Genomic DNA, 22,804 nt, shown 5'->3' on the forward strand with positions numbered 1-22,804 from the left:
GGGTGGCCGATTCTATTGGGCCGCCTTCCTCAGCCCGGCCAGCGCCAGCAGCGCCAGCGCCCACAGCGGCCACAGGCCCAGCGCGGCCAGCCAGCGGGCGTAGGGCGTGGCGCCGCTGCGGCCCTCGACCTCGGCCTCCAGCACGCCGCGCACCAGCGCCGGCAGCCGCGCCGCGACCCGGCCGTGGTGGTCGACGACGGCCGTCGCGCCGGTGTTGGTGGCGCGCACGACGGGCCGCTGGAACTCCAGCGCGCGCATCTGCGAGAACTGCAGGTGCTGGTCCTGGACCATCGCGGTGCCGAACCAGGCCAGGTTGCTGACGTTGACGAACACCGTCGCCGCGTCGGCGCCGTCCACGGCGCTGCGCACCAGGTCCTCGCCGAACAGGTCCTCGTAGCAGATCAGCGGCCGCAGCCGCTGGCCGGCCACGGCCCAGGGGTGCTGGTGGTCGCCGCGGGCCTGGTCGTCCAGCGGGATGGCCATCGCGCGCACGAACCAGCCGAAGCCCGGCGGGATGAACTCGCCGAAGGGCAGCAGGTGGCGCTTGCCGTAGTGGTAGTCGCCGCCCAGCGCGACGACGGAGTTGACGTAGCCGCGCTCCGCGTCGCCCAGGAAGCTGCCGAGCAGCACCGGCCGGGCCGGGCGCGCGAGGCGATGCAGCGTCCCGGCGTCCAGCTCGGCCAGCGGCAGCGGGATGACGGACTCCGGCGTGATGACGACCCGGCCGCGCGCCGTGTCGATCAGCCCGGCCAGCGTCTCCAGGTTGGCCGCGAAGCGGACGGGGTCGAACTTCTGGTCCTGCGGGATGCTGGGCTGCACCAGGGACACGGCCAGCCGGCCGGTGGCGGCGGTGAAGTCCTGCGGCAGCAGCCCGCCCGCGAGCGGCAGCAGCAGCGCCGGCGCGGCCCAGCGCCAGGCGCGCGCCTTCAGCAGCACCAGGCCCGCCGCCGCCAGCGCCGCCAGCGCCGAGATGCCGTAGACGCCCACCCAGGGCGCCCAGCCGGCCAGCGGGCCGGCGGTGTGCGCATAGCCCGAGGCGATCCACGGGAAGCCGCTGAACCAGGTCGCCCGGGCCAGCTCGGCCAGCAGCCAGGCCGGCGCCAGCGCCAGCAGCCGCCAGCGGCCGGGGGCGACGCAGCGCGCGGCCAGCCCCAGCGCCAGCGCGTAGTAGCCGCCGAGGAAGGCCGCCAGCAGCGCCACGGCCAGCGCCGCGGCCAGCCACGGGATGCCGCCGAACTGGTGCATGCTGATGTGCAGCCACCACAGGCCGGAGGCCAGCCAGCCGGTGCCGAACAGCGCGCCCTGCAGCGCGGCGGCCCGGGGGGCGGCGCGCTCGGCGGCGGCGAACAGCAGCGCCAGCGCCAGGATCTGCAGGTACCAGGCCTGCGTCGGCGCGAACGCGGCCGTGTGCAGCACGCCCGCGGCCAGCGCGACGGCCGCGCCCCGCGCGCCGTTCACGCGGCGGTCTCGCCGTCCGGTGCGCGGGTGACCTTGAACCAGCGCACCGCGCCGCCGCGGGTCAGCATGACGGTGAAGTCGAGGTTGGCGATGCGCACCACCTCGCCGCGCCGCGGCACGCGGCCGTGCTCGTGGGCCACGAAGCCGCCGATGGTGTCGAAGTCCTCGTCCGGCAGCGCCAGGCCGAAGGCGCCGTTGACGGCGGCGATGCTCGCGTCGCCCGCCACGCGCTGGCTGCCGTCGGCCAGCGTGTACAGGCCCGTCTCGCCGTCCTTCTCGTCGAACTCGTCCTCGATCTCGCCGACGATCTCCTCCAGCACGTCCTCGATGGTGATGAGGCCGGCCGTGTTGCCGAACTCGTCGATGACGATGGCCAGGTGGTTGCGGTTGGAGCGGAAGTCGCGCAGCAGCTCGTTCAGGCCCTTGCTTTCCGGCACGAACACGGCCGGGCGCAGCAGCGCGCGCAGGTTCAGCTCGGGGGCGCGCTGCATCTTCAGCAGGTCCTTGGCGAGCAGGATGCCGATGATGTTGTCGCGCCCGCCTTCGTAGACGGGGAAGCGCGAGTGGCCGCTGTCGATGACCAGGCCGAGCAGCTCGTCGTAGGGCGCGTCGATGTCCAGCAGCCCCATGCGCGGCGCGGCCACCATCGCGTCGCCGGCCGACAGCTCGGCCATGCGCAGCACGCCTTCCAGCATCTGGCGCGACTCGGGCTCGATCAGCTCGCGCTGCTCGGCGTCGGCCAGGGTTTCGATCAGCTCGGTCTTGGAGTCGGGGCCGGGGTGCAGGAACTCCAGCATGCGCTCCAGCAGGCCTCGGGCCTCGGGCGGTGGTTTGGCGGCCCCGCGCGCTGGGGGCCGGCCGGATTGCGGATCGCTCAAGGGGCGGTACAGGGGATGACGACAAGGGACAGAATAGCCGATTGATCTGCCGGGGCCTTGCGCCCGCGCGCGCCGGCCCCATCTCCGCTGCCTTCTTTCGGAAACGCCCCCGCCATGTCCACCTCCGCCAACGGCCTCATCCCTGCGACCATCCTCACCGGCTTCCTCGGCTCGGGCAAGACCACGCTGCTCAAGCGCGTGCTGACCGAGGCCCACGGCCAGAAGATCGCCGTCATCGAGAACGAGTTCGGCGAGGAGAACATCGACACCGACATCCTCGTGTCGGACACCCACGAGCAGATCATCCAGATGAGCAACGGCTGCGTCTGCTGCACCATCCGCGAGGACCTGCGCACGACGCTGTCCGACCTGGCCGCCAAGCGCCGCAAGGGCGAGCTGGACTTCGAGCGCGTCGTCATCGAGACCACCGGCCTGGCCGACCCCGGCCCGGTCGCGCAGACCTTCTTCATGGACGACGAGATCGCCGAGGCCTACCTGCTGGACTCGGTGCTGACGCTGGTGGACGCCAAGCACGCCGGCGAGCAGCTCGACACCCGCCAGGAAGCGCGCATGCAGGTGGGCTTCGCCGACCAGATCTTCATCAGCAAGGCCGACCTGGTCGAGCCGGCCGCCGTGGACGCGCTGATCCACCGCATCAAGCACATGAACCCGCGCGCGCCCATCCAGACGGCGCACTTCGGCGAGGTGGCGCTGAGCAAGGTGTTCGACCTGCGCGGCTTCAACCTGAACGCCAAGCTGGAGATCGACCCCGACTTCCTGAAGGCGGACGAGCACGACCACCATCATCACCACCACGACCATGACCACGCGCATGGCGAGCACTGCGACCACCCGCACCACCATGCCCACGACGACGACGTGAAGAGCTTCGTCTTCCGCGCCGACAAGCCCTTCAACCCCGCCAAGCTGGAAGACTTCCTGGGCGCCATCGTGCAGGTCTACGGCCCCAAGATGCTGCGCTACAAGGGCGTGCTGTACATGAAGGGCACGGAGAAGAAGGTCATCTTCCAGGGCGTGCACCAGATGATGGGCTCCGACCTCGGGCCGCGCTGGATGCCCGGCGAGAAGAAGCAGAGCAAGATGGTGTTCATCGGCATCGACCTGCCCAAGGACGTGCTGCTGCAGGGCCTGGAAGGCTGCCTGGCGTGACGTTTCCGGCGCCCCGCGGCGCCGTGGCCGCGCCCGTGATGTCCCCGCGGTCCTCATGGCTACAATCCGCCGCGCTCAAAAATGGGCTGCCGGCTGAGAAGCAGTGAGGATCGAGGTCTGACACCGCGCCGATGTACGCCCAGAGCGAGGAGAAGACAGTGAGCAAGACCCCGGCCCCCAAGCCCGCACCCGCCAAGGGCGCCAAGAAGACCGACGCTGGCGCCGATGTCACGACGCTCGACGTTCCCGCGCCGGCCAACCGCTTCGCCGACCGCTTCGCGCCGCCCAAGCCGCCCGCGCGCGGCGCCGTGCAGGAGCCGGACGAGGTCAAGCGCGTGGCCGCCAAGGGCGACCCCAAGCTGGCCAATGCGTGGAAGAGCAAGTCGGGCGCCGAGCTGACCGACGCCGAAGTGCTGGCCATGCCGGACGCGGAGTACATGAACGCCAAGCAGATCGAGTTCTTCCGCGCCAAGCTCGAAGGCCTGAAGAACGAGGTGCTGTCCAACGCCGGCGAGACCACCGAGCACCTGCGCGAGGACACCACCATCGTCCCCGACCCGGCCGACCGCGCCACCATCGAGGAAGAGCATGCGCTGGAGCTGCGCACCCGCGACCGCGAGCGCAAGCTGCTGAAGAAGATCGTGCAGTCCATCGCCCGCCTGGACACGGGCGACTACGGCTACTGCGACGAGACCGGCGAGCCCATCGGCCTCGGCCGCCTGATCGCGCGGCCGACCGCCACGCTGTCGCTCGAGGCGCAGCAGCGCCGCGAGCTCAAGCAGAAGATGTTCGGGGACTGATGGATAGCACCCCTCGCCTGACCTTGCTCCGGCTGAACGCCGGCAAGTCCAGTCGGTCCCCCGAGGGGACGGCGATGCGAGCGGGGCGTGCCCCGCTCGCACATCGCCTGGCGGGCCGGCTTGGGAGCGGCCCGGCGCTCGGCCCGAAATAAGAGGTAGAGCCATGTCCGACTCCAAGCCTGCGGATCCCAAGGAAGGCGACAGCTTCTTCCGCAAGGTCGCGCGCTTCGTGGCCAACCCGACCACGGACTGGTCGGAGATCAACTCGCGCCAGGACGACCCCGAGGGCGACCTCGCCAAGGCCGAGCTGCGCGCGATGGTCGAGCGCAAGCGCCGCAACGACTTCGTGCGCAAGCGCGAGCTCGACATGCTGCGCCGCATCCGCCGCGAGGGCCTGACGCCCGAGCAGCTCGCGGCGCTGGCCTCGCACCCGTCCCGGCTGGGCGACGACGAGCGCCTCAGCGAGCCCAACTCCAAGATCGACCTCGGCGTGAAGGCCAAGATCGACGAGATCGAGCAGCAGATGGTGGGCGAGAACTTCGCCACCACGCAGGCCGTGCCCAAGCACCGCACGGGCTTCTTCGACACCAGCACGCGGCCCGTGGCGCTGACCTCCACCGCCGCGGCGCCGCCGCTGGAGGCGCCGGGCCGCGTCGCCGAGTTCTCCAGCCCGCAGGAGGTGCAGCGCCTGTCGGCCCCGCCGCCGCCGGCCGCCGTGACGATGGGCGCGGCCATCCCGCCGCTGTCCGAGGCGCCGGCCAGCCGCCTGCCCGAGCTGCCGCCGCTGGACATGCCGCTGTCGTTCACGCTGGCCGAGTCGTCCGCGCCGGTCGAGGTGCAGGAGGTCGTCCACGACCCCGAGCTGGACGAGGCCGTCATCGCCTTCGCCAACGCCGACTACGAGCACAGCGAGCGCGCGCTGACCGAGCTGGTGCACCCGGGCGGCAGCCGCAACCTGCACGGCGAGACCTGGCTGGTGCTGTTCGACCACCACCGCGCCACCGGCGCGCAGGGCAAGTTCGAGGCGCTGGCGGTGGAGTACGCGCAGCAGTTCGGCCTGTCCGCGCCGCAGTGGTTCTCCATGCCCAAGCTGGTGGCCGAGTCGGCCCGCCAGGCCCGCCGCTCGCCGATGGGCAAGGCCGGCCAGGTCAGCTGGGCGGCGCCGGCCATGCTGACCGCCGAGCACGTGGCCACGCTGCAAAAGCGCAGCGAGACGCTGCCCATGCCCTGGGTGTTCGACTGGAGCGCGGTGGACGACATCGACGGCGACGCCGCCCTCCAGCTGCGCCAGCTGATGCGCCAGTGGGCGCAGCAGCAGGTGGACCAGCGCTGGCTGGGCGGCGACCGCCTGATCGGCCGGCTGAAGGAGCTGGCGCCCGTCGGCGTGCGCGACACCGACCCGGCGCTGTGGATGCTGCGCCTGGAGGCGCTGCGCCTGGCCAACCGGCCGGACCAGTTCGACGAGGCCGCCATCGACTACTGCGTCACCTACGAGGTCTCGCCGCCCTCGTGGGAGCGCGCCAAGTGCCGGGTGCGCATCGGCGGCGACGGCGCCACCACCAACCCGTCCACCAGCACGCAGCCGGGCGAGGCCCAGTCTTCCTTCCTCGACAGCGCCGTCGTCGGCGACGCCGCCAGCGTCGCGGCCCAGCTGGAGCTGATGGGCCAGCTCAGCGGCGACATCTCCGACACCCTGCGCGCGATGGGCGGCGAGGTGGGCGAGGCCAGCCTCATCCACATCTCCTGCGCCAAGCTGATCCGGCTGGACTTCATGGCCGCCGGCGACCTGCTGAACTGGGTGCTGCAGCGCCGCAGCGAGAACCGCACGGTGGTCTTCATCGACGCCCACCGCCTCGTCGCGCTGTTCTTCGGTGCGATGGGCATCAACGAACACGCGAAGGTGAAGGTCAGGATCAACTGACCCGCCCCTGGCCGGGGCGTCGCCGGTCCTGCGCGTACGCTCGCCCACTTGCGAACCGGGGGCGAACCCCCACCTGGAACGGCTATGTCTTCTGATTCCCCTTCCGCCGTCTACCACGGCACCACCATCGTCTCGGTGCGCCGCCAGACGCCCGCGGGCGTCCAGGTCGCCATCGGCGGCGACGGCCAGGTCACGCTGGGCCACACCGTCGTCAAGGCCAGCGCGCGCAAGGTGCGCAAGCTCTACCGCGACCAGGTGCTCGCCGGCTTCGCGGGCGCCACGGCCGACGCCTTCACGCTGTTCGAGCGCTTCGAAGCCAAGCTCGAGAAGCACCAGGGCCACCTGGTGCGCGCCGCGGTGGAGCTGACGCGCGACTGGCGCACCGACCGCGTGCTGCGCCGCCTCGAAGCCATGCTCGCCGTGGCCGACCGCAGCGCCTCGCTCATCATCACCGGCAACGGCGACGTGCTGGAGCCCGAGCAGGGCATCGTCGCCATCGGCTCCGGCGGCGCCTACGCGCAGGCCGCGGCCAAGGCGTTGCTGAACCACACGGACCTCCCCGCCGCCGACATCGTCAAGCGCTCGCTGGAGATCGCCGGCGAGATCTGCATCTACACCAACCAGAACCACAGCTTGGAGGTCCTTGAATGAGCTCGATGACGCCCCAGGAAATCGTCTCCGAGCTGGACCGCCACATCGTCGGCCAGCAGGCCGCGAAGCGCGCCGTCGCGATCGCGATGCGCAACCGCTGGCGCCGCCAGCAGGTGGACGAGAAGCTGCGCGCCGAGATCACGCCCAAGAACATCCTGATGATCGGCCCCACCGGCGTCGGCAAGACCGAGATCGCGCGGCGGCTCGCCCGGCTGGCCGGCGCGCCCTTCATCAAGGTCGAGGCGACCAAGTTCACCGAGGTCGGCTACGTCGGCAAGGACGTGGACTCCATCATCCGCGACCTCGTCGAAGTGGCCGTCAAGCAGGAGCGCGAGGCCGCGATGAAGCGCTGCCAGACGCGCGCGGAAGACGCCGCCGAGGAGCGCATCCTGGACGCGCTGCTGCCCGGCAGCGAGCCCGACAACGCGACGCGCCAGAGCTTCCGCAAGAAGCTGCGCGAGGGCCAGCTTGCGACCAAGGACATCGAGCTCGACCTTGCCGCCCCCCGGCCCAGCCTGGAGGTGCTGACGCCCTTCGGCAACCAGCCCGGCATGGAGGACATGGCCGAGCAGCTCAAGGGCATGTTCAGCCAGTTCGGCGGCGGCCAGAAGAAGACCCGCAAGCTCAAGATCGGCGAGGCCTTCAGGCTGCTCGTGGACGAGGAGGCGGCCAAGCTCGTCAACGAAGAGGAAATCCGCGCCACCGCGCTCACCGCCGCGCAGGAGATGGGCATCGTCTTCATCGACGAGATCGACAAGGTCGCCTCGCGCCAGGAGCAGGGCGGCGCCGAGGTGTCCCGCCAGGGCGTGCAGCGCGACCTGCTGCCGCTCGTGGAAGGCACGACGGTGTCGACCAAGTACGGCCTTGTGAAGACCGACCACATCCTCTTCATCGCCAGCGGCGCCTTCCACCTCAGCAAGCCCAGCGACCTGATCCCGGAGCTGCAGGGCCGCCTGCCGATCCGCGTCGAGCTGGACTCGCTGTCGGTGGCCGACTTCGAGGCCATCCTGACCAGCACGCACGCCAGCCTCGTCAAGCAATACCAGGCGCTGCTGGCGACCGAAGGCGTCGCGCTGGATCTGCAGCCCGAGGCCATCCGCCGCCTGGCGCAGATCGCCTACGAGGTGAACGAGCGCACCGAGAACATCGGCGCCCGCCGCCTGGCCACGGTGATGGAGCGGTTGCTGGACGAGATCAGCTTCGACGCGCCCAACCGCAGTGGCCAGACGCTGTCGCTGGACGCGGCGGCGGTGGACGCCAAGCTGGCGGCGCTGGCGGCGAACGAGGATCTGAGCCGCTTCATCCTGTGACGCGCTGATCAGTGCGGCAGCGCCTGCGCGCTGCCGGTCCAGCGCAGCAACTGCATCAGGGACGGCGCCTGCGTCTTGCCGAGCAGCGCGCGGACGTGGCTGCGCACGGTGCTCAGTTGCACCGCCAGGTGCCTGGCACTGCCCTCCACGGTCATGCCGTCGGCCAACAGCATCAAGACGTGCCGCTCGGTGGCGCTGAGCTGGTATTTCTGTGCGATGGCGTCGATGCGGGCGCTTTGGGCCAGTGCGGGCTGGTCGATCTGCACGACCAGCAGGACCGGGCTGCCGGGTGGCGGCAGCGACAGGCCCGCCTGGCTGTGCCGCGAGCGCGACAGGTGCAGCAGGCCGGTCGACAGGCAGCGCTCGAACCAGACCGCACAGTCCAGCGCTGCGCCTGCGGCCGCCTGGGCCAGCAGGCGGGCCAGCGGCAGCGAACCCAACTGGCCCAGCGCGGTCAGGCGGCCGTCGTTGATGCGGATGGCGCCACCGTCGATGAGGCGGCGCGCCATCGGGTTGGCGCTCAGCATGCTGCGGTCCTCATGCACCAGCATGATGGCCTGGGGCAGCTGGTCCACGATGAACCAGCGGTTGTGTTGGGTGTCGCCCCAGGAGGCCGGCAGGCTGGCCGCGCGTTCGGTGGCAAAGGCTTCGGCAAATGCATTCATCGCTATCCCCTGTTCTGGTCGGCCCAGTGTTCCGAGGGGCGGCGCAAACGTCCTTTAGCCTCCTAAAACCTGATGAATTTCACGTTCAGCCAGGCTGTAGCGTCGATGCAGCAGGGGGCGGGGTGTCCAGCAGGCCCTCGACGTCCAGGATGCCGACGCCATAGCCGAGGTCGGGATTCCAGTTGTCGGGCCGGTTGAGCGCGGCCGACTGTCGCGCGGCCTCGCGAAAGCCCTCGATGCGCTGCCAGGGGGCGCGGTACTTTTTCAGCGCCTCGTGGTGGCGGTACAGCCAGCGTGCCGCAGCGCCCGAGGTCATGGCGGCCGCGCAGGTGGTGCCGCCGAAAGCCGCCGTGTAGGCCGGGCGCGGCGATGGCGTGGCGAACGCGCGCCGGACACCGGCGGCCGGTGCGCTGAAGTCCACCCATTCGCCGGACGAGCTCATGATCCAGGGGCGCCCCGAGCGTTCGACGCCCGCCACCGCGATGGCGCGCGGTAGCGCGGCCGGGTAGGCCGGCCAGCCGCGCGCCGGCACGTTGCCGGCTGCGGCGATGAGGATCACGCCGTGCTCGTAGCAGTGGTTGACCGCGCGCCAGATCGGCTCTGGCGCGCTCTGCGCCAGGAAGGTGCCCAGGCTGACGTTGATGACCTGCACCTTGGCTGTGTCGACCAGGTAGCGCGTCGCCGCCTCGAACTCATAGCTCCGCTGGTCCAGCAGGATGCCTTGGCCCACGCGAACCGGCACCAGCGGCACCCAAGGGGCCACGCCGTAGAACTTTGCGGCGGGGTCGCAGCCGGCGATGACGCTGGCGCTGGACGTGCCGTGGCCGGCGTAGGCGCCGCGCATGCGGTCGCGGCCGGGCTGGCTGGACAGCCCATCGAAGCTGCGCGCGGCGTGGACGTCCACCCAACTGTCGTCGCCGGGCAGGCCCAGCGCGGGGTGTTCGGTGTAGCCGGTGTCGATCAGGCCCAGCCTGATTCCCCGTTCGCGCCAGTCGGCCTGACCCGGTGGGGTGCTGCAGCGCGCATGGCACATGTCCAGATGCCATTGCTGCGATGCATCGTCTTCCTTGTCCTGCGGATGGACGCCGCCCAGCCGCTTCCAGAGCTTGCCGAGGCTGCCGTCGGGCGCGCGCAGTTCGCGCCGCAGCACCTGTTGCCAATCCAGTTTGCGGGCCTCGGTCAGGCCCAGCCTGGCCAGCAGCGCGGCTGCGCCCTCCTGGCCGTATTCGTGGGCCAGCGCCTGCAGCAGTTCGGTGGGCAACTCCAGGTGGTCGGGCGATTTGGTGTGGTCGCCCTTGGCCGGCTCCAGCGACACGGCCAGGCGTGGCAGCAGGCGCCCCAGTTGGGCGGCGGCGTCCCGGGAGATGGCGGACGCCGGCTTCAGCAGCGCCTGGGTGGCCAGGCTGAACAGGGTGGGCCTCATGCGTCGGACTCCGGTGTGGGGGCGGTGGGCCGGGCGGCGAAGGTCCGTTCGAGCAGGTGCATCAATTCGGTGGAATCGGCGCTGCCGCCCTGGGCCTGCCAGTAGTTGCGGTCTTCTTCAGACAGTGTGCTGTCGATCAAGCCTCCGGCTTGCGCACGGGCCAGCTGGGAGATGGGGTCGGGCTCGATGCCGGTGCGCCGCGTGAAGTCGTCGCTGGCGCCCAGCAACTGGGCGGCGGCGGTGGCGGCGCCGGCCGCCGCGGCCAGCCAGGCGAAGATCTCGCAGCGCGAGCGCAGCAGGTTCTCCAGCTGCAAGGCGTGCGCGGTGCGCATCGCGCCCCGCATGGCTTCGTCGATGCGGCCGGCGGCCACCAGCGCTGCCGTCAGCCCCGACATCGCGCGGGCGCGTGCCTGGCCATGCCGCAGGTGCTGGCCCAGGTGCGCCAGCAAGTCCTGGAAGGCAGCCGCAGCGGCATCGGCGTGGCCCATCTGCAGATGGGTCCAGGCCATGTCGGCCAGCAGCAGCAGGCGGTAGCGGTCGATGCCGTGGGCTTCGGCCAGCGTCAGCGCCGATTGCGCGTGGCGCAGCGCGGTGGCGTGCTCGTTTCTGGCGTCCGCCAGCAACACCTCCACGCGCAGCCGGCGCACGCGGTCCGCGGGGCGCTGCTCGTGCGCCTCGAACTCGCGCGCGGCTTGCAGGTGGCGTTCGGCCTGTTCGAGCCGGCCGGCACGCAGATGCGCTTCGGCGAGGTGGCGCTGGCACCCGTGGCGATGGCGGGGCTCCTCCGATGTCTCGAACAGCGCGTCGGCGCGCTCCAGCGCGGCGATGCATTGCGCACCCGGCAGCCGCCCTTCCACGCCCAGCCGGCCCAGCCAATGCCAGTAGCGCGCCCGCAGCGGCCCGGGGCGGGCATCGGTCACCAGGCCCTGCACGCGGAGCAGGTTGTCCAGCGCCTCGCCGATGGCGCCGGTTGCGCCCAGCGCCACCGAGGTGTAGGTCGAGATCACGACGGCCTCCTCGGCCAGCGTCGGGCGAGGCAGCGCCCACGCCAGCGCCGCGCGCGCGTTGGGCATCTCCTGCCGCAGCCAGTCGTTGTCGCGTCCTTTCGCGGCGAGCAGGCAGACGCAGCTCATCGCGCGGACCAGCCGCTCGTGGGCATCGAGGTCGGCGCCGGACTGCTTCAAGCAGTCCAGCGCGAAGGCGCGCGTCGTTTCGAGCATGCGGTAGCGCGGCCGCCTGCCGGGCTGCAGGCCGACCAGTGAGCGGTCCACGAGGATGTCGAGGTGCTCGATGAGGTCGGATTCGGTGCCGTCCCCGAGCAGCAGCCGGGCGCCCGCCAGGCTGAAGCCGCTGGGAAACACGGCCAGTTGGTGCAAGACCTCCCGCGTGCGCGGGCTCAGCAGCTGATGGCTCCATTCCAGTGCGGCCTGCAGGCTGCGGTGGCGTGGCGGCGCGCTGCGCTGGCCACCGGCCAGCAGGCGCAGCCGGTCGTTCAGGCGGCTGCGCACGCCGGTCGTACCCAGCAGCGGCACGCGCGTGGCGGCGAACTCCAGCGCCAGCGGGATGCCGTCCAGTTGGCGGCAGATCTCGATCAGGTCGGTGAATTCCTCGGCCGTGGGCTCGAAGCGGCCGCCCATCGCGCCGCGCACCCGCTCCAGCAGCAGGCGGACGGCGCCGTAGCCGGTGGCGCCGTCGGCATCGGCCGAGACGGGAACGGCGAGCGGGTTCAGCCGCAGCACCCGCTCGCCAGCCACGCGCAGCGGCTCCTGGCTGGTGGCCAGCACGTGCAGTTGCGGGGCCTTGCCCAGCAGGCCTTCGACGAGATCGGCCGCTGCGTCGATGATGTGTTCGCAGTTGTCCAGCACCAGCAGCAGCTCCCGGTGCTGCAGCGCGGCGATGCAGGCCGGCATGCTGGGGCTGCCGGCGCCCGGTTCCAGGCCCAGCGCCTGGCAGACGGCCTGCGGCAGCAAGGCCGGGTCACGCACGTCGGTCAGGTCGATGCGCCAGGCGCCTTGCGCGTAGCGCCCCATGGCGGCCAATCGCAGCGCGGCCGTATCGGCCAGCGCCGTCTTGCCGACCCCGGCCAGCCCGCAGACCGTCACGCAGGCAGCGTCGTCGTAGGCCGCCAGCAATTCGGCCAGGTCGGCATCGCGGCCCAGCAGCGGCGGCAGGCGTACCGGCAGGTTGCCCGCGTGCGGCCGGGGCGGCGAGCTGGGGCTCCCGGCCTGGGGCGCGGCGGTGAACTGGTAGCCCCGCCCGGTCACGGTGGCGATGGTGTCGGCGCCCAGCAGGCGGCGCAGCGTCGAGATCTGCACGCTGAGGTTGTTCTCCTCGACCACCAGCCCGGGCCAGACGCGGTCCAGGATTTCTTCCTTGCTGAGCACGCGGTCGCGGTGTTCCAGCAGCAGCATCAGCAGGTCGAAGGCGCGGCCGCCCACGTTCGCCGCGGTGCCATTGACCCAGAGTTGCCGCAGCGCGGGCCGCACCTCGAAATGACCGAAGCTCAAGGCCGCCACGGCGGGAAGCTGCAACGGGGTTGCGCTCACGGGGGCGCCCTTCGGCCTGCGGCCTGTCTCGCCCCGCGGGGGCGGGCTTGCTTGGGGCGGCCCGGCGCGGCGCTCATGTCCAGTCGCGCGTGACCGGCAGCGTGGTCAGGCCGCGGAAGTAGATGTTCTGTATCCATGCCGGCACCGCGTCTGGCCGGCACAGCGCCAGCGCCGGGAACTCGTCCAGCAGCTGATCGAACACCCGGTGCGCGATCTGTTGCTGCAGCGCCCCGCCGATGCATTCGTGCAGCCCGTGGCCCAGTGAGAAGTTACGGGTCTCCGGGCGATCCCAGAGGAACCGGTCCAGCGTCTTGCCCTGCCGGTTGGCGGCCGCGATGACGGCGTGGATGGGCGCGTCCCTGGGCAGGTCGAAGCCTTCGAGGTTCGGCATCCGGTGCGCGGTGTAGCGCTCGACGATGGCCACCGGCGGGTCGAAACGGCGCGCCTCGTCCAGCGCCAGCGCCAGCGCGGCGCCGCGTTCCCCGCCAGGCAGCGCAGCCAACTGCACCCAGGGCGTCGCGCCCGTCCCGGACCGTTCGTCGGGACGCAGGAAGTTGAGCATGGCCGAGCCCAGCAGGAACTGCGTGGACATGTAGCCCGCCAGCACCATCTGCACCAGGATGGCCACGGTTTCCATGGCCGCCAGCGGCCGTTCCTCGTGGCGGGGGAAGTGCATGCGGTACAGCGGCGGCGGCACGAGGTTGCCGACCGGCAGCTCGCTGAGGTCGACCTGGGTCTGGCGCGCAAGCTCACCGATCAGCGTGCCGGCATGGGGCGAACAGTCGCCGGGCGTCAGTTCCGCGATCCAGGCCCGGGCCAATGCGCGGCCCAGGTGGCCGGCCAGCCGCACTGTCGCGTCGGCATAAGTCTTGCGCCCGGCGTCCCAGGCGTCTCCGGGCAGGTTGTAGTAGCGCATCATGGTCTGCGCCAGCGCGTCGCAGGTCGCCACTTCGTCGGCCGGCAGGCCGAAGAAGCGCCAGAACACGCGCCTTGGCACAGGCTGTGCCACCTCGCGCACGAAGTCGAACTGGTCCAGTTGCCACAACCGTGGCAGCACGTCGGCGATCGCGTCGTCGAGGTAGGTGGCCAGGGGCGCGGTCGCGATCTCGAAGGCGTCGCCGACGACGCGGCGCACCCGCCCGTGGCGATCGCCATCCTGCCGGATGATGCCGCGCAGCAGCGCCGTGGACGGTGCCTGGCGGTAGTCCTGCGGGCACGCCAGGATCGCGCGGACCAGACCGCGGTCGATGGCCCAGTAGGCGCGATGCCCCGACACCCAGAGGAGCTTCGGCAGCGGCTTGCCGGCCGACGGCCGCAGCCACTTCTGCGGTTCGGCGATGAAGCGGGAACTGCCGGCCTTGGTGGGCCAGTCTTCCTTTGGCGACTGGCCGGCGCGCATCCCGGCAGCGTACTTGACGGGGCCTTCGAAGCGCCTGGGCAGCAGCTGCGGCACCCACTCTTCCAGCTTGGGACGCCATTTGTCCATCAGGCCGTTGTCGCCGGCCGCGTCGACCAGCTTGTTCAGTGCCACCAGCAGCAGCTTCTGCGGCGTGCGCGCCAGCTTGTCGCGCAGCGGCCGGCGGGCCTCGTGGCGCTGGGACGGCCTGGCCTTGGCGGGGCCGGGAACCAGGCTGCCCAGCATGCGCAGTCCCGGGTAGAACAGGTAAAGGCAGCCGCGTGTCGTCACCAGGGGCGGCACGTCGATACGGACGTTGTTCACGCCGGGGCCGAGATCGAAGCGCGTGGGCGTTGACCGTATGCCCGCGATCGGGTCTTGCGTGCCGCGCAGCCGGTTGTCTGCGCTGCCCTGGATCCAGTGGCGTTGGATGAACTCGAACTGCCGCTCCAGGTTGGCGCAGAAAAACAGCCCCATCAGGCCTTGCTTGTGGCGGGGCTCCCCATCCGCCTCGTCGTCGCGTTTCTCGTCCCATTCGGCCCGCATGCCGCGCCGCAGCAGGCGGCGGGAATGCCGCAGCCCGGCGACGCGCGACGAACGCGGGTTCACGCGCCGGATGTGGGCCCCCAGCGGGCAGCGCTTGCCGCTGCTGTCGTCAGGCGCTGCGGGGTTGGGGGGCGGGTGCTCCCAACTCGGGGCGTAGTCGAAGGCGTTGGTGTCGTCCTCGATGTCCTTCAGTGCTTCGGGGACATCGTCGTCCAGCGCCAGCGGCCGGCCGTTCGGCCACCTCCCCATCAGCTTGGCCATGATGAGGTCGGGTTTTTGGCCAGTGGCTGCGGCGGTCCAGGCAATGGTTTGCTGGAACGCGTCCACATGCTGCTCGATGAGCCGCAGCACGCCGAAGCTGCCGTTCTGGGCCAGGTCTTCGGCCAGGCCACGCAGCGACGAGCCGCCATAGATACTGGCGTAGTCCTTGCCCAGCAGGAACTCGCCGGGACTGGCCGAGGGCTGCATGTCGGGCTTGTCGTTCATGGCGGCCAGGCCGCTGACGCGGGGCTGGGTGATCGAGTCCCGGTAGCCGAACGGCTCCCGGTTGGCGTTGTCGGGAGGCTGGTTGGCGGCCTCTTCGTGCAGCACCTCCAGGCCGTTGCTCTCGCAGTCGTTGCGCAGCCGCAGGCAGGCCTGGTCCAGGACATGGTCCTGGCCGGCAAAACCGTACAGCGAAATGACCATGTGGACCTGCTGCTCCACCACCTTGTCGTTGCCGAAGCGCCAGTGCTTGGGGGCACTGTCGCCCTGGTCCCCGTTGTCCGCGGCGCGCAGCGCGGCCCCCTGTCGGAAGGCGGTCGGGAACTTGTCCAGGTCATCCTGGCGCCAGGGCATCAGTGCCTGCAAACCCAGCCAGGTGAAGCCGATGTTGGCGGCCAGCAAGGGCTTGAGCACCTCCACCTCCCGGGAGCCCGCGGACGTCGGCTTGTACGGCCAGGGCGCGGCGCTGCTCAAGCCGTTCCACGGATAGCCGCTGTCTGGCGCGGCGAACTCGTGCGCCAGCCAGGGCCGTGCCGCCGCACCGTCGCGCACGCGCAGGAAGAAATGCCGTGCATGCGGGGCGCCATAGCCCTTGAGGATGTTGCCCTGCACGTCGGCCAGGTCCACGACGGCGGCCGGCCCGTCCACCACCGGCGGCAGCAGCCGGTCGGGGTCGTGGTGCGGGTGGATGTCGAGGACGGTCTTGTCCGGATAGGCCTGGTAAATGGGGAAGTCGAACTGCCCGGGCAGCAGCGACGGACTGCCGTTGGAGCGGCGCGGGCCGTAGGGCACGCGGTTCCAAAGCCGCACGAACTTCAGGAAGTCGCTGGGATGCTCGCGAACCGGCAGCGGCGGCGGGTTTTCCACATAGCGCAGCAAGGTGTCGAACACGTCGCCGATGGCGATGGCGAAGTCCAGCACGTAGTCTTCCAGCGGGCCGTCGAACTCCGTGATCACCATCAACGCCGTGCCGTCCCACGACGGCACGAAGCGCGCGAAGTGCAGGAAGGACAACTCCCGCATCGCCAGGTCGATCTTGGGCTGGGCGGCGACGACGTCCCACAGCATCAACGGCAGCTTGGCCGGATCGGCCAGCTTCAGGGCCAGGTTGAGGCCGCGTATCACCGGCGTTGCGCTCTTTGCGGAGAAGAGCTTCTGCAACCAGTCGAGGTCCTTGGGCATGACGACTCCCTGTTCTGTCATGTGTGCCGGAACGGAGCGGACGCGGCCGGTCCGTCCATGGGACGGTCGCTGCGGCGAATGTAGCTTTTTGTTTCTGCGCGAGATAGCCCGTGGCAGTGCGGCGTCACGCCCCAGCCCGGTGCAGCGGTCCGGGTGACGGGCGGGTCCAGCGCGGTGCGGCCGCGTCGATGGCGGCCGCCCGCCGGGCCGGCATCCTCAATGGCGCCGAGGGCACTCAGCGGCTGGCGCGCAGCGCCAGCAACCCATCAAAAATCAAGCCCTCCACCAGCTCATGCGGCGCGTCCAGCGCCGGGGCGACCTTCCAGCCGGCGCCGCCGGTCATCAGCACCAGCGGCTCGCGGCCTTCGCGGGCGTGCAGCAGGCGGTGCATGTGCTCGATGGCGCCGGTGATGGCGAAGGTGCCGCCGGTGGTCAGCGCGTCGCTGGTGTTGGTGGGGAAGTCGCGCACCTCGCCGGTGGGCACGCGCAGGCCGGCGGTGCCGCCTTCCAGCGCGCGCAGCATGATGCCGTGGCCCGGCAGGATGAGGCCGCCGAGGAAGTGGCCGTCGCTGGCCAGTGCGTCCACCGTGACGGCCGTGCCCACCATCACCGTCAGCAGCGGGCCGGCGAAGCCGCGCCGCAGCGCGTGCGCCCGCGCGCCGATCACGGCCACCCAGCGGTCGGCGCCCAGGCGGCTGGGGTGGTCGTAGCCGTTCTTCACGCCGGCCGCCTCGGCCGACGGCACCACCCAGCGCGGCTCCAGGTCCCACTGCTCCATCTGCTCCTCGACGCGGCGGCGCACCGCGTCGCCCGCCACGTTGCTGCCCAGGATGCGCGTGGGCGCGGGCAGGCCCTGCCAGTCCTCGTCGGCCAGGCGGTCGATGTTCTCCAGGAACACGGCGCCATGCTGCAGCGGCTCGCAGCCGGGCGCGGCGCCTTCCGGGTAGGTGGCCCATTTCAGCCGGGTGTTGCCGATGTCGATAGCCAGGAAGCTCATGGAAGGCCGGGGCGTGGGGGATGCGCGAGCCTACCAGCGCCCTCCGGCGGCCCGCCTGGGTGTTTGCGCGGCCATGGGCGGCGGGGCCGGCGCGTCCGGCGCAGTCAGAACACGATCTCGGCGCGCAGCCCGCCCTCGGGGCGGTTGCCCAGCCGCAGCTCGGCACCCTGGCGCTGCGCGAGTTGCTGCGCGATGTACAGGCCCAGGCCGGTGCCGCCGGTCGCGCGGTTGCGCGAGCCCTCGACGCGGCGGAAGGGCTGGCGCACGCGTGCCAGCTCGGCCTCGGGGATGCCGGGGCCGTCGTCGTCCACCACCAGCCGCGCCGCGTCGGCCGCGTGCCCGACGCTCACGCGCGCGCTGCCGGCGTAGCGCAGCGCGTTGCCGACGAGGTTGTCGATGACGCGGCGCAGCGCCAGCGGGTCGGCGTCGACGACGGCCGGCGCGCCGTCGAAGCGGACGTCGGCGCCGGCCTCGGCGAGGTCGTCCACGGCGGACTGCGCCAGCGCCGCCAGGTCCACCCGCTGCCGGGTGGCCGCGTCGGCGGGGCGGAAGACGTCGATGACGCTGCCGACCAGCCGGTCCATCTCGCGCAGGTCGTCGATGCAGCGCTCGCGCACCCGGGCTTCCACCTCGCCGGTTTCCAGCCGCAGCCGCATGCGCGTCAGCGGCGTGCGCAGGTCGTGCGAGAGGGCGGCCATCATCAGCCCGCGCTCCTCGAACTGGCCGCTCAGCTCGGCGGCCATGCGGTTGAACACGGCGGCGGCGTCGCGCACCTCGCGGGTGCCGTCGTCCTCGTGCAGCGCGGGCGCGGGCCGGCCCTGCGCGAGCGCGGGCGTGAGCTGCTGCGCGGCGCGCACGAGCCGGCGCACCGGCCGCGCCAGCCAGCGCGAGCCCCACCATGCGGCCAGTGCGATGACGATCAGGCGCACGCCGTAGTCCACCAGGCTGGGGCCCAGCGGCAGGTCGGGCGGCAGCGACGGGAAGGTGGGCACGAGGCTGGGCGCCGCGCCGCCGCCCGGGGGGCCGGCGGCCTCGCGTGGCGGTGGTGGCGGGCGGTCCGGGTCGCCTGGGTCGCCCGGCGGGCGCGGCCCCCCGGCCTGCGGTGGCGGCGGGCCGGGCGGGGCGGCATGGAGGGCGTCGGCGGCGCGCAGGGTCTGCGACACCAGGCCCCACGCGGCGAGGTGGCTCAGCGCCAGCGCGGCCCACATCAGCAGGAACAGGCGCAGCCCCAGGCTGTCCCACGATTTGATGCGGCTCAGCACGGGCTCACCTCCGCGTCGAACAGATAGCCCTCGCCGCGCACGGTGCGGATCAGCGCGGGCTCGCGCGCGGTGTCGCCCAGCTTGGCGCGCAGGCGCGAGACGGCCAGGTCGATGCTGCGGTCGTTCACCTCCACGCCGGGCGCGCGGGTCAGCTCGATGAGCTGCTCGCGCGTCAGCACCCGCCCGGGGCGCTGCACGAAGGCGGCCAGCAGCCGGAACTCGGCGCTGGACAGCGCGATGCCCACGTCGTCGGCGTTCAGCAGCTGGCGCGCCATGCGGTCGAAGCGCCAGCGGCCGAAGCGCAGCAGCCGCGCGTCGTCGTCCAGCGCCGCGGCCTGGCCGCGTTGCGCGCGGCGCACCAGCGCCTGCAGCCGCGCCACCAGCTCGCGCGGCTCGAAGGGCTTGGCGAGGTAGTCGTCGGCGCCCAGCTCCAGGCCGACGATGCGGCTCATGGTGTCGCCGCGCGCGGTCAGCATCAGCACGGGCGGCGCGTCGGCCTGCGTGCCCAGCCAGCGCAGCAGCGCCAGGCCGTCCTCGCCGGGCAGCATCAGGTCCAGCACGATCGCGTCGGGCCGCGCGGCGGCCAGGTGCCGGCGCATCGCCGGGCCGTCCGCCGCCGCGTCGACCCGCCAGCCGAAGCCTTCCAGATAGGCCGTCAGGCTGGCGCGGATCTCGGCGTCGTCGTCGACGACCAGGCAGCGGCCCGTCATGCGGAGATGCCCACCCGCAAGGTGGCCACGTAGCCGGCGCTGGCCGAGCCGGTGACGGTGGCCATCTGCGTGGCGTAGCCGTCGCTGAAGATGCCGTCGCGGCTCAGGCTGATGGCGGCGTTGTTGGCCGCGCTCTGGCCGTAGCCGCTGGTGGCGTAGACGGCCGTGTTGACCTCCGCCGGGAAGCACAGCTGCGAGGTGCGCAGCTTGTTGTTCCAGTTGGTGGCCGTGGTGGTGCTGCGGTAGATCTCGAAGTGCAGGTGCGGCACGCGGCCGGCGTAGCAGCCGGGGTAGATGGTCTGGAAGCTGGCCAGGCCGTCGCTGCCGGTGGCCTGCACGCCGCGCAGGTAGTTCTCGGCGGTCACGCCGCTGGAGTACATGGAGTAGCGGCCCAGCGCGTCGCAGTGCCACAGGTAGATGGCGTAGCCGGACAGGTCGGCGCAGGAGGCGTTGGTGTTCACGAGCTCGATGATGACCTGCAGCGGCACGCCCGTGGCCACGCCGCTGGCGCCGGCGATGCTGGCGCGGATGTCGCTGCGCACGATGCCGGTCAGCGCCAGCGCGTTGGCGATGCTGCCGTTGGCGCTGTTGGAGCCGTCGCCGGGGTAGGGGCCTTCGGTCTCGTTGGGGATGACGGAGCAGCCGGACGTGCTGCTGCCCGTGCTGCCCGTCGTGCCGGTGGTGGAAGCGGCGGCGGTGCTGCTGCCGTCGCTGCCGCCCCCGCCGCAGCCCATCAGCGTCAGCGCGCTGCCGCCGGCCACCATGCCGGCGCCGGCGCCCAGCAGCCAGCGCAGCGCGCCGCGGCGTTCGAGGGTCTGCTGCCGCAGGCGGCCCAGGTCGTGGGCCAGTCCGTGGTCGTGGGGGTCGTCGTGTTGCATGTGCGGCTCCTTGGGGTGGCGGATGGCGGCATTGCAACGGCGGGATGTATCGGCGCGATGGGCAGTTTGTGTCGCGGCCGACACAGGCGCCCCCTGCGGCGGGGCCCGCTACGGCGCGGCGCTGGCGGCGATCAGCGCCTGGAGCTCGCGCTGGGCAGCGGCCGCGTCGCCGAGGTTGACCTCGATGAGGCGGCGCAGGTGGGTGATGGACTCGATGTCGATGCTGCGGCACTGCACGCCGGCATGGCGGCCCGCCACATGGGCCAGCTCGCCGGCCATGGCGATGGCGGGCTCGCCGCCGCCGCCGCTCGCGGCGCCGCCCAGTGGCAGCTTGACCAGGCAGGGCATGCCCGGCTGCGGCGCGGCGCCCTCGGGCAGCTGCAGCAGCACGCCCTTCAGCGAGATGTCGATGACCTGGCAGTGCAGGTGCGCCTGCGTCGTGACCAGCTCGGCGCCGGCGGCGAAGGCGACGCGGGCGAATTGGCGGCGTTCGGTGTGGATGTCGTTCTCCCGGTGCGGGGCTCGAAGGGACTCGAAGGGGCTAGAGGAAGGGCTCCAGGGCGTCGCCGAACACGGTGCTGTGCTCCACCGCCTGCTGCAGCCGCTCGGGCGCCAGCGAGGCCAGGCCCATGGCCTCCAGCATGAACCAGGCGGCGCGCAGGTAGGCGACGGTTTCCTCGCGCGTGGCGTCGGCCTGGGCGGGCTCGCGCCAGTCCGGCCCGGGCGCCTCGCGCGGCGCGACGACGGCGGGCCGGTGCGCCCGCGCCACGCGGGCCAGCAGCTCGCGCGCGTCCACGGTGGCGCTGGGGGCGTCGATCAGCCGCACCAGGTCGCCGAGCTGCTGCTCGGCGGCGGCCGCGAGCAGCCGGGCCGCCTGGTCGGCGCCGCCCGCCAGGTACAGGCCGGCGGCGAGGTCGACGTATTCGAGCGCGGCGGACAGGCGCTGCAGGTCGGGGTTGGACATGGCTGGCGAGTCTAGGCGGTGCGCCACCGCGGCGGGCGGCCAAACTTCACGCCGCGCCGCCGCCTGCGCGGCTAGCGCTGCGCCTCGAACAGCAGCCCCAGCTGGCTGGCCAGCAGCAGCTCCTGTCGGGTCCAGGCGCGCGTCGCGCGGGCGTCCACCAGCCACAGCGCGCCGGCCAGCTCGGTGCCGTGGTACAGCGGCACCTCGATGCGCGCCTGCGCCGCGCCGCGCAGGCCGGCCAGTTCGGCGTGGCAGGGGTGCAGCGCGGCGTCGGGCAGGGCCAGCGGCGCGGCGTGGCGGGTCAGCAGGTCGAGGTAGCGGGGCTGTGCCTGCGCGTCCAGGCCGTCGGGGCCGAGCGGCCAGCGGATGACGCTGGCCAGGCCCAGGATGCGCGCGCTGGCCGCGTCCAGCTCGGCCCGCGCGTCGGCCGGCGGCGCGGCGGCCAGGCGGCGGCGCTGGCCGCACAGGTGCAGCAGCAGCTCCTCGGGCGTCACCGGCGCGCCGGCTTCGTCGGCGGACGGCGCCCCCAGCGTCGCGCGGGCGGGCAGGGACAGCCGCTCGATCTCGGACTGCAGCGCCAGGTGCTGCCACAGGTGCTCCAGCGCGCCGGCGGCGTCGCCCCCGGCCTGCAGCAGCTGCGCCAGCTGCAGGTGCGCCTGGCGCGCCTGGGCGCGGGTCTGGATGCGCTGGGCCAGCGCCAGCGCGTGGCGGGTGGAGCGCACGGCGGCGGCGTTGTCGCCGCGGGCCAGCGCGATCTCGGTCCAGGTGCGGCTGGCGGCGGCCTCCAGCCAGGGGTAGCCGTGGCGGGCGGCGATGTCGAGCGCCAGGCGGCAGTCGGCCACGGCCCAGTCCATGCGCTGGCGGGCCAGCGCGGCGCGCGCCAGGTGCCAGTGCGCCTCGGCCTCGAACACGCGGTGCCCGCCGCGCCGCGCGGCGGCCAGGCCGTGGCTGAAGTGGCGCTCGGCGGCGGGCAGGTCGCCGGTCTCGAAGCTGCCGACGCCGATGTTCAGCGCCAGCTTGGCGGCCAGGTGGCTGTCGTCCAGGCCGCCGAGGTGCTCGGCGGCGTTGCGCATCTGGCGCAGGCCGCGCGCCCAGTCGGCCTGCGCGTAGTGGAGCTGGCCCAGGCCGATGCGCGCGGCCACGCCGGTGGGCAGGTGGCCGCTGACTTCCGCGAGGTCCAGCGCGCGGCTCCACTGCTCGCTGGCGAGCTGGTACTCGCCCTGCTGGTAGGCGATGCGGCCCAGCGCCTCGCAGACCCGCGCGGCCTCGGCGGGAAAGTGGCCGGCCGCCGCGAGCGCGCCGGCCTGCTCCAGCGCCGGCAGCAGCTCCAGCGCGCGGCCGCGCGGCTCCAGCAGGCCGAAGCGGGCGTACAGCGCGTCCACGCCGGCCGCGGTGTCGCCGGCCGCGAAGGCGTTGGCGCTCAGCGTGGCCAGCAGCCGGTCGGCGTGCAGCGGGTGGCGGTGCGCGACGCGGGCCATGCGGGCGAGCAGGCCGGGCAGTGCCGCGCAGGCGGCTGGAGGGGGCGTGGGCACGGCGGGAACGGGTTGGTTTCTCACTGGTATTC

Annotated in this window: 18 protein-coding genes; 5 read left to right on the plus strand and 13 right to left on the minus strand. The window is 72.4% G+C overall.

Annotated features, from left to right (window positions below; all coding sequences use genetic code 11):
• Positions 1–12: 12 nt before the first annotated feature.
• Positions 13–1,458 carry an apolipoprotein N-acyltransferase gene (lnt, locus tag QM788_RS08885; protein ID WP_415661125.1) on the minus strand — a complete coding sequence of 482 codons (1,446 nt, stop codon included), beginning with the start codon at positions 1,456–1,458 and terminating at the stop codon, positions 13–15.
• Positions 1,455–2,336, minus strand: coding sequence for an HlyC/CorC family transporter (locus QM788_RS08890; protein WP_415661126.1), 882 nt, complete (start codon positions 2,334–2,336; stop codon positions 1,455–1,457). The genes lnt and QM788_RS08890 overlap by 4 nt, the downstream gene beginning before the upstream one ends.
• 114 nt (positions 2,337–2,450) lie before the next feature.
• Here QM788_RS08890 and QM788_RS08895 point away from each other — a divergent pair, with 114 nt between their 5' ends.
• The 5 genes from QM788_RS08895 (at position 2,451) to hslU (ending at position 8,188) form a co-directional block, all read left to right on the plus strand.
• Positions 2,451–3,506, plus strand: coding sequence for a CobW family GTP-binding protein (locus QM788_RS08895; RefSeq protein WP_415661127.1), 1,056 nt, complete (start codon positions 2,451–2,453; stop codon positions 3,504–3,506).
• Between the two features lie 158 nt (positions 3,507–3,664).
• Positions 3,665–4,306: an RNA polymerase-binding protein DksA gene (gene dksA, locus QM788_RS08900; protein ID WP_415661128.1), complete on the plus strand. Its 642-nt coding sequence runs from the start codon at positions 3,665–3,667 to the stop codon at positions 4,304–4,306.
• Positions 4,307–4,469: 163 nt separating this feature from the next.
• Positions 4,470–6,227, plus strand: coding sequence for a hypothetical protein (locus QM788_RS08905; RefSeq protein ID WP_415661129.1), 1,758 nt, complete (start codon positions 4,470–4,472; stop codon positions 6,225–6,227).
• Between the two features lie 84 nt (positions 6,228–6,311).
• Positions 6,312–6,878: an ATP-dependent protease subunit HslV gene (gene hslV / locus QM788_RS08910; RefSeq protein ID WP_415661130.1), complete on the plus strand. Its 567-nt coding sequence runs from the start codon at positions 6,312–6,314 to the stop codon at positions 6,876–6,878.
• Positions 6,875–8,188, plus strand: coding sequence for an ATP-dependent protease ATPase subunit HslU (gene hslU, locus QM788_RS08915; protein ID WP_415661131.1), 1,314 nt, complete (start codon positions 6,875–6,877; stop codon positions 8,186–8,188). Before hslV ends, hslU begins: the two co-directional genes overlap by 4 nt.
• A gap of 8 nt (positions 8,189–8,196) precedes the next feature.
• Here hslU and QM788_RS08920 read toward each other — a convergent pair whose 3' ends face one another.
• From QM788_RS08920 to QM788_RS08970, 11 genes are all read right to left on the minus strand, one after another.
• The gene (locus QM788_RS08920; protein ID WP_415661132.1) at positions 8,197–8,853 is read right to left on the minus strand and encodes a helix-turn-helix transcriptional regulator; all 657 of its coding nucleotides are present in this window, start codon (positions 8,851–8,853) and stop codon (positions 8,197–8,199) included.
• An 85-nt stretch (positions 8,854–8,938) separates the two neighbouring features.
• Positions 8,939–10,276, minus strand: coding sequence for a S8/S53 family peptidase (locus QM788_RS08925; RefSeq protein ID WP_415661133.1), 1,338 nt, complete (start codon positions 10,274–10,276; stop codon positions 8,939–8,941).
• Entirely contained in the window at positions 10,273–12,822 is a 2,550-nt protein-coding gene (locus QM788_RS08930; RefSeq protein ID WP_415661134.1) for an ATP-binding protein, read from the minus strand. The genes QM788_RS08925 and QM788_RS08930 overlap by 4 nt, the downstream gene beginning before the upstream one ends.
• Before the next feature lie 73 nt (positions 12,823–12,895).
• Positions 12,896–16,429: a hypothetical protein gene (locus QM788_RS08935; protein WP_415661135.1), complete on the minus strand. Its 3,534-nt coding sequence runs from the start codon at positions 16,427–16,429 to the stop codon at positions 12,896–12,898.
• A gap of 235 nt (positions 16,430–16,664) precedes the next feature.
• Positions 16,665–17,426 carry a type III pantothenate kinase gene (locus tag QM788_RS08940; RefSeq protein WP_415661136.1) on the minus strand — a complete coding sequence of 254 codons (762 nt, stop codon included), beginning with the start codon at positions 17,424–17,426 and terminating at the stop codon, positions 16,665–16,667.
• Between the two features lie 104 nt (positions 17,427–17,530).
• Positions 17,531–18,688, minus strand: a complete 1,158-nt coding sequence (locus tag QM788_RS08945; protein WP_415661137.1) for an ATP-binding protein — start codon at positions 18,686–18,688, stop codon at positions 17,531–17,533.
• Complete coding sequence (locus tag QM788_RS08950; RefSeq protein ID WP_415661138.1) at positions 18,682–19,398, minus strand: response regulator; 717 nt, start codon at positions 19,396–19,398, stop codon at positions 18,682–18,684. Before QM788_RS08950 ends, QM788_RS08945 begins: the two co-directional genes overlap by 7 nt.
• Complete coding sequence (locus QM788_RS08955; RefSeq protein ID WP_415661139.1) at positions 19,395–20,276, minus strand: intradiol ring-cleavage dioxygenase; 882 nt, start codon at positions 20,274–20,276, stop codon at positions 19,395–19,397. Before QM788_RS08955 ends, QM788_RS08950 begins: the two co-directional genes overlap by 4 nt.
• Before the next feature lie 108 nt (positions 20,277–20,384).
• On the minus strand, positions 20,385–20,777 hold the full coding sequence (locus QM788_RS08960) for a PilZ domain-containing protein (protein WP_415661175.1): 393 nt from the start codon (positions 20,775–20,777) through the stop codon (positions 20,385–20,387).
• A gap of 40 nt (positions 20,778–20,817) precedes the next feature.
• Positions 20,818–21,240, minus strand: coding sequence for a hypothetical protein (locus QM788_RS08965; RefSeq protein ID WP_415661140.1), 423 nt, complete (start codon positions 21,238–21,240; stop codon positions 20,818–20,820).
• Positions 21,241–21,311: 71 nt separating this feature from the next.
• Positions 21,312–22,772, minus strand: a complete 1,461-nt coding sequence (locus tag QM788_RS08970; protein WP_415661141.1) for a hypothetical protein — start codon at positions 22,770–22,772, stop codon at positions 21,312–21,314.
• Positions 22,773–22,804: the final 32 nt, after the last annotated feature.

The sequence above is a fragment of the Roseateles sp. genome, from assembly GCF_047654785.1.
Lineage (GTDB): Bacteria > Pseudomonadota > Gammaproteobacteria > Burkholderiales > Burkholderiaceae_C > Pelomonas.

Coding starts and splice junctions, on each gene's coding strand:
- QM788_RS08920 (WP_415661132.1), bottom strand. CDS start 8,853: ATGAATGCATTTGCCGAAGCCTTTGCCACCGAACGCGCGGCCAGCCTG.
- hslU (WP_415661131.1), top strand. CDS start 6,875: ATGAGCTCGATGACGCCCCAGGAAATCGTCTCCGAGCTGGACCGCCAC.
- QM788_RS08950 (WP_415661138.1), bottom strand. CDS start 19,398: ATGACGGGCCGCTGCCTGGTCGTCGACGACGACGCCGAGATCCGCGCC.
- QM788_RS08940 (WP_415661136.1), bottom strand. CDS start 17,426: ATGAGCTTCCTGGCTATCGACATCGGCAACACCCGGCTGAAATGGGCC.
- QM788_RS08935 (WP_415661135.1), bottom strand. CDS start 16,429: ATGCCCAAGGACCTCGACTGGTTGCAGAAGCTCTTCTCCGCAAAGAGC.
- QM788_RS08895 (WP_415661127.1), top strand. CDS start 2,451: ATGTCCACCTCCGCCAACGGCCTCATCCCTGCGACCATCCTCACCGGC.
- QM788_RS08905 (WP_415661129.1), top strand. CDS start 4,470: ATGTCCGACTCCAAGCCTGCGGATCCCAAGGAAGGCGACAGCTTCTTC.
- QM788_RS08965 (WP_415661140.1), bottom strand. CDS start 21,240: ATGTCCAACCCCGACCTGCAGCGCCTGTCCGCCGCGCTCGAATACGTC.
- hslV (WP_415661130.1), top strand. CDS start 6,312: ATGTCTTCTGATTCCCCTTCCGCCGTCTACCACGGCACCACCATCGTC.
- QM788_RS08925 (WP_415661133.1), bottom strand. CDS start 10,276: ATGAGGCCCACCCTGTTCAGCCTGGCCACCCAGGCGCTGCTGAAGCCG.
- QM788_RS08955 (WP_415661139.1), bottom strand. CDS start 20,276: ATGCAACACGACGACCCCCACGACCACGGACTGGCCCACGACCTGGGC.